Origin of the sequence: Nocardia sp. NPDC004604 (genome assembly GCF_040609795.1) — a bacterium.
Taxonomy (GTDB): Bacteria; Actinomycetota; Actinomycetes; order Mycobacteriales; family Mycobacteriaceae; genus Nocardia.
In genome coordinates this window covers 22,907-29,450 of record NZ_JBEXLC010000112.1, presented here as the reverse complement: position 1 = coordinate 29,450, position 6,544 = coordinate 22,907, and the positions used below count along the sequence as shown (strand labels likewise).

The following is a 6,544-nucleotide window of genomic DNA, read 5'->3' as shown; positions in this document are numbered from 1 at the left end:
ACTCTACACAGCACCCGATATCAGCACCTACACACCACCATTACCCAGCGTGGGAAGCACCTGAGCCACGCGCTGACGAGAGTTCTCGGACGCTCACTAAGCGTGACTTTCACGAGTTTGGGCAGGGCACCGCCGAGCAATTGCCAAAATGTGCTGGTGCCCAGACCATTTGAGAACTTCATCGGCGGGTTCGACGGTTCCGGTGGTTGGGCACCAACCCGTTGGACATCGACCTTCGCCAGACCGAACTCACCGACGAACGGCGTCTGCTACCGCTGCTGAGCCCGGCGCCTCACCTGGACACGACCTTGCGGGCCCGCCACGGCCATGCCTGGCGCGACCATAGCGGCCACAGCGACGGTGAACAAACGCCGCATGCGTGTCCTTAAACCTGTGAACTCTTGTGACCCACACCGAAGCATCGACCCTCAGCCGGGACTGGCTGATCATCGGCGACTGCGGTCGCATTCGGCTAGCGAACCCGCGGCGTATTCTGTGCTGAGCACCGGTGATGCAGTGCGAAGTGACTGTTTATGGATTCTGATTTCTTCAAAACTCAACGTGATCTAGGCATAGATCTGGTCACGGAGTTGCGTGCGGTCGGGTTTGTTGACGTTGCCGAGATCGGGCGGGGTGGTTTCGGTGTTGTGTATCGCTGCACCCAACCAGGGCTGGACCGCGTGGTGGCGGTGAAGGTCCTGACCTGCGAGCTGGAGGAGAATCGAGAGCGTTTCCTTCGTGAGCAGCGGGCGATGGGTCGATTGACCGCGCATCCGAACATCATGGAGGTGCTCGAGGTCGGCGAAACCCCCACCGGCCAACCGTACCTGGTCATGCCGTATCACTGCCAAGGTTCGCTGGACGCACGGATCCGCCGCGATGGCCCGCTGCCGCTGGAGGAGGTGCTGCATGTGGGGGTGAAGCTGGCGGGTGCGCTGGAAGCGGCGCATCATGCAGACATCTTCCACCGCGACGTCAAACCGGCCAACATCCTGCTCACCGATTACGGCGAGCCGACGCTGAGCGACTTCGGCATCGCTCATCTGACCGGGGGTTTTCAGACATCCACTGGCACGGTGACCGGCTCCCCGGCGTTCACCGCACCCGAGGTCCTCAACGGGGAGCCGACCAGCCGGGCGTCGGACGTCTACGGGCTCGGTGCGACGTTGTTTTGTGCGCTGACCGGTCACGCCGCCTTCGAGCGCCGCAGCGGCGAACAAGTCGTGGCCCAGTTTCTGCGCATCACCGCCCAACCGGTACCCGACCTGCGCGAGCGTGGCATCCCCGAAGACGTCAGTGCCCTCATCGAGGCCGCGATGTGCCGGGACCCCCAGGACCGCCCCACGGCCGCGCTGTTCGGCGAGCAGTTACAGCTGCTCCAGCTCACGCACGGCTTCGCCGTCGACCAGATGGCACTGCACGTCGAACAAGGCAGCAGACCAGCGGTGGCGCCCGCCCAGGTGACCGGCATTCCCGCAGCCAGGGGCGTTGGGCAGCGGGAGGGAACAGGAAACCTGCCGCCGGAGCTGACCAGTTTCGTGGATCGGCGTAGCCAGGTGCTAGAGGCGAAGAACCTGCTGTCGAGGTCGTCTCTGGTAACGCTGACCGGGATCGGTGGGGTCGGCAAGTCACGGCTCGCGCTGCGGATCGCCCACAAACTGCAGCGAGATTATGCCGACGGCGTCTGGCTGATCGAGCTGGGTGAGTTGCGCGATCCGTCGTTGTTGGCCGATGTCGTAGCCGCCGCGTTCGGTGTGCGGCAGGTCGGCCGACCGATGCTCGAGGTCCTGATACAACACCTGTTCACCCGCGAGGTGCTGCTGGTGCTCGACAACTGTGAGCACATGATCGAAGCAGTCGCGAAACTGGTCGAATCACTGTTGCGCGCGTGCCCGAAGACGCGGATCCTCACCACCAGCCGCGAGTCCCTGGGTCTGGGTGGGGAAGCCGTGCTTCCGGTGCCACCGCTGAGTTTTCCCGATCCGCGTAGCGGGTCGGCGGTGCGGGGTGCGGCTGGTTACGAGGCGGTGACATTGTTCGCCGAGCGTGCCGCCGCGGCGGTGCCGGGCTTTCACCTTGACGAGGACAATCGCAACAGCGTGGCCAGGATCTGCGCCCGGCTCGATGGGTTGCCCTTGGCGATCGAACTGGCTGCGGCGCGGCTGCGTACCATGTCCCCTGAGCAGATCCTGACACGACTGACAGATCGGTTTGCCGTGCTGACGCGCGGGCGACGGGATGCGCCGACCCGACAGCAAACGCTGGGCTGGTGCATCGGCTGGAGCTATGACCTGTGCACACCGACCGAACAGCGACTGTGGGGGCGGCTGTCGGTATTCGCAGGAAGCTTCGAACTCGACGCCGCCGAAGATGTCTGCGGCACCGACCTGACCGAGCCGCAATTCCTCGATGCGTTGTCGGCTCTGGTGGACAAGTCGATCCTGATTCGGGAAGAGTCCGGCGCTGCGGTGCGCTTCAGGATGCTCGAAACCGTGCAGGAATACGGGAGTCAGAAAATCATCGAGGCCGGCGAGTACACCGATCTTCGTCGCCACCACCGCGACTGGTACGAACGGCTAGCACTCGACGCGGAAGCCGACTGGGTCAGCCCCCGCCAACTGAATTGGATCATCCAGCTCGAGCGCGAGCTACCGAACCTGCGCAAAGCGCTGGAGTTCAGCATCGCAGACCGCAACGCAGCCGGCCTACGCACCGCTGCTGCGCTATTCAGCTTTTGGTTTTCGAGTGGGCGGCTCACTGAGGGAATCCGTTGGTGCGAGCGTGGACTGGCCAGTACACGCGGCGAAGCGACCGACCGCGCCAAAGCCCTGTTCACTATCAGCGCTTTCGCCGCGCAATTGGCAGACATTGCGGCCGCAACCAGTCGCGCAGCCGAGTTGCGCGTCCTCGCCGAGCAGCAGCCAGCCGACCCCACGATTGGCGCCCTGCTCGCCTACGCAGACGGTACCGCCGCGATCAGCAGTGGCGATCTGGCTCGCGCAGGCGTCCGGTTGAACGATGCCGTCGAAGGATTCAGTGCCCCCGATGACCTTGCATTCCACTTGAGGGCACTGGTTCTACTGGGCTGGAGTCGTGTCCTACAGGGGGATATGCCCAGCGGCGTCGCCTGCCTGGAAAAGGTGCTGACTGTTCCGGATGCGCACCGCGACACCGAGATCCGGGCACGGGCACTGCGACCCATGGCGCTGGCGGCCTGGCAACAGGGTCAGCACGAGCAGGCTGAGCGACACTTGGATGAGGCTCTTCGATTGGTGCGACCGGTGGTCGATCCGCTCGTCGCTTCGGTGTGTGTGGAGTTACTGGCATGGATGGCCGCCGAGAAGCGTGACGCCCGGCGGGCCGCCGTGCTGTTGGGTGCGGCCTACGGGCTCGGTCACGCGGTCGGTTCCAGCATCATGTTTCCCCATATGGCTGCCTACCATGAGCAGTGCGAGCAATGCGCGCGTGATGTTCTCGGCAGGCGGGGCTATGAGTCCGGCTATCGGGAGGGCGCCGCGATGAGTTTCCAGGCAGCGGTCGACTTCGCGCTGCGGGAGCAGCCTCGAGCCATGGCACAGTCAGATCGTGGCTCGGCGAGCCTGACCAAGCGCGAGCGGCAAGTCGCCGACCTCATCGCGGAAGGACTGACCAACAAGGCGATCGCCGCCCGACTGGTGATCTCACAGCGCACAGCAGAAGGACATGTAGAGCACATCCTCACCAAACTGGGATTCACCTCACGAGCACAGATCGCCATCTGGGCCGCAGAACACTCCGGCAATAAGGTCTAGTAGAGGGTCGGAATACGCCAGAAACCTGCCGTGAGTTCAGTTTTCGCTGGTGACGGCTGCTGGTCTGCGCCGGATCAGCGGTCCCTCGATGTGGCCTGGTCGTGGTCTCGGAGTAGCCGCAGGATTGTGGCTGGGGAGGGGTGCTGGCCTTTCTTCTTGCCCTTGGTGATGACGAGGCGGGCGGCGATGTCGCGGAGGCTGTGGTCGTGTTCGCGCAGGTGTAGTGCCATGGACAGCATGGCGTCGTCTACGACGGCGGCGCCGCCGATGGCTTTGCCGCGTTTGCGGGCGGATTCATGGCCTTCGAGGGTGCGGTCGCGGATGTATTCGCGTTCCATTCCCGACAGGCCCTCTCGAGCAGCATCGGATGGCGCAATCGGACAGGGCGATCTGTTTCGGTAGGGCGCCGACCGGTTGAGAGCCGACCGCACCAACACGCAGTACGCGCCGGACACAAAGTAGTCGAGGGACTTTACCTATCCTCCGATGGTTCTGTGAGCTTCCGTCCCGCTCCGATCGATGCTCAGGATCGGCGACCGAGTGCCTGCAACCTCTCGAGTCCGAGCAGCCATGACGGCGCTGTCCGGAGCGCGTCTCAGCACTGCGCGACGTTCGCCTGGGCCAGCCATGCGTTGCCTGCTTCCAGGATGGCCGCCTCCTGCTTGCTGAAGCGAGTCGGGTAGGTGCCGATCACCGGGTGCCCGGCGGTTTCGAGCAGGTAGGCCAGCGCCGCGTACTCCCGAGGATGACGACCGGAAAGCGACTCCGCGTCGATGTCCGGGGCACCTGCGACACCGAACGGGTAGGTGAATCCGCCCATGTCGTAGACGGAGTCACGATGCTCGATGCGCCAGATCCCATCACGTCGGCTCACGCGGTCGAGGAATCGGTTGTGGATGGTCGCGCCGATCCCCGCACCAGCGAGCTCCGCGAGGAGGATCGCGTTGGTCTCGACAAACGCGCCATCGCCCGCGAAGCGGATGGTGGGAGCGCCGATGAAGTGCTTACTACGCAGCGGCCCGTGCCCCATACGACGAGCGGCGTCGATGAAGTCGTGGGCAGAGCCGCAGAACCACAGGATCCTCAGCGTGGCGTCTTCATGGAACAAGCCGGCCAGCTCGTCCCACTGCTCCTTGTCCCGATGGATCCAGCCTGTCATCAACTCGCTGATCGCCCAGCGGTCTTCGATTCGGTTGTCGCTCATGGCTTCCCACCATGCCTCAACACACCTCAGCCCGCACCCCTACCGGGCGGGCAGACCGGCATAGCCTGCCGTGTCGGCAGCACTCCGCCACTGTCGCGGATCGGCCGAGCCGCATGGTGCCCTCGACGTACTGCATCGCAATCCCACAGCCGATAGCCCTCGATGCCACGGTCGTACCGTCGGCGGTTGCAAGGAATCTCGAGCATGGCGGCCAGGCCTTCTTCACACATCGGCACCAACCAGAACGTGCCATCCCACAGAGCCCGAACCAAAACCGTTCACGCAACCACCCGGCACTACCCCACCGCCGCGTGATGCAACTCCCGATGCTCGATCCACGGACGCTGCCGCTCCTCCTCACTCATCGCCAACAACTCACGCAACTTCCCCCACGCCACCTCATCGGTCGGGGTATAGATCTGCATCCACGCATGCGGCAACGACGGCAAGGACATACTCGTCAAGAACATCTCCAACTCCCCCACCGCCAAATTACGGATCTGCTTCGTCCGACTCGCCGGAACCGCCACATCATTACGAGCCCACAAAGACGCGAAAGTCTCACTCTCCGAACACAAATCGGAGATGAAACCCTCCCAACCCGGATCACCCAGATTCTTCGCATACGAACCACGCAGATAACCGACCATACGCCGCAAGTCATCCCAATTATGGTGATAGGTATTGCAGCACTCCGGAGTCAGGAACACCCGACGAGCCACATTCCGTTCACCCAGCAGGAAACCCGGGCACAGTGCCTCATAGGACTTATTGTGAGCCAGCACGTCATAACGCGGACTGAGCACCACACCCGGCAACGGCTCCAAATGATCCAAAATCACCTGAAGCTCTTCCGGCAGAGCGGTTCCCGCGTACGCGGTCGGCACCGTCGGCACATCCGCAAGCCGGTACAGATGCGCCTTCTCTGCCGCATCCAACGACAAAGTCCGCGCCACCGCATTCAACACCTGCACGCTGACATTAATTTGGCGCCCCTGTTCCAGCCAGGAGAACTTCGGAAAGGGGTGCATATGGGCCAGCCGAGCCGCACCCTCCGCGGGAGGGACAAACATACAGGTCAGAAGCTATTCTTGGCTTGGTGTCACCTTCCGGCACATCCGATCTGGATGTATAGCGCGCTTGACGCGACCCGGTCTCAGAGGGCCAATTGTGTGAAACGCCGAACTTGCCGCGAGACACGCCGCGCCCGCGAGCATCATTCGTGCCGAATCCGGCGGCAGCCACAGTCATAACGCAGATCGTCAATGATCCCGCCCGCTTCGTCGTCTTCGCGGTGCCCCCGCCCCCAGTTTCCCGCACGGGGCGCGTAGCCTGCTGAACTGCTCAGTGGCGCTGAGCATCTCCACCTCCGGGCACCAGTGGCATACCTGGCTAGATAGGTGTAGGTACCTGAGGGTGCGCCATTTGCGCCGAGGCCGCAGCAGGCAGTGGAGTCTGCCGGACGTAGCCAATCGGATAGCGCCGAAACACCTCCACACCCTGGAAGCCGGGACCGATACGTTGTCCGATCGCAGAGTGGATGGCGACG

General features: G+C 63.5%; 4 protein-coding genes. 1 reads left to right on the top strand and 3 read right to left on the bottom strand.

Annotated features, from left to right (window positions below):
• Positions 1-533: 533 nt before the first annotated feature.
• Positions 534-3,791, top strand: coding sequence for a protein kinase (locus ABZW16_RS31735; RefSeq protein WP_354959772.1), 3,258 nt, complete (start codon positions 534-536; stop codon positions 3,789-3,791).
• A gap of 74 nt (positions 3,792-3,865) precedes the next feature.
• Here the strand turns inward: ABZW16_RS31735 and ABZW16_RS31730 are convergent, their stop codons facing one another.
• The 3 genes from ABZW16_RS31730 to ABZW16_RS31720 form a co-directional block, all read right to left on the bottom strand.
• The gene (locus ABZW16_RS31730) at positions 3,866-4,129 is read right to left on the bottom strand and encodes a hypothetical protein (protein WP_354959771.1); all 264 of its coding nucleotides are present in this window, start codon (positions 4,127-4,129) and stop codon (positions 3,866-3,868) included.
• 257 nt (positions 4,130-4,386) lie between these two features.
• Positions 4,387-4,995 carry a nuclear transport factor 2 family protein gene (locus ABZW16_RS31725; RefSeq protein WP_354959770.1) on the bottom strand — a complete coding sequence of 203 codons (609 nt, stop codon included), beginning with the start codon at positions 4,993-4,995 and terminating at the stop codon, positions 4,387-4,389.
• A 296-nt stretch (positions 4,996-5,291) separates the two neighbouring features.
• Positions 5,292-6,026 carry a helix-turn-helix transcriptional regulator gene (locus ABZW16_RS31720; protein WP_354959769.1) on the bottom strand — a complete coding sequence of 245 codons (735 nt, stop codon included), beginning with the start codon at positions 6,024-6,026 and terminating at the stop codon, positions 5,292-5,294.
• Positions 6,027-6,544 lie beyond the last annotated feature (518 nt).

Bases quoted from the DNA above. Each gene is read 5' to 3' on its own strand.
- ABZW16_RS31735 (WP_354959772.1), top strand. From the start codon at position 534: ATGGATTCTGATTTCTTCAAAACTCAACGTGATCTAGGCATAGATCTG.
- ABZW16_RS31730 (WP_354959771.1), bottom strand. From the start codon at position 4,129: ATGGAACGCGAATACATCCGCGACCGCACCCTCGAAGGCCATGAATCC.
- ABZW16_RS31720 (WP_354959769.1), bottom strand. From the start codon at position 6,026: ATGCACCCCTTTCCGAAGTTCTCCTGGCTGGAACAGGGGCGCCAAATT.
- ABZW16_RS31725 (WP_354959770.1), bottom strand. From the start codon at position 4,995: ATGAGCGACAACCGAATCGAAGACCGCTGGGCGATCAGCGAGTTGATG.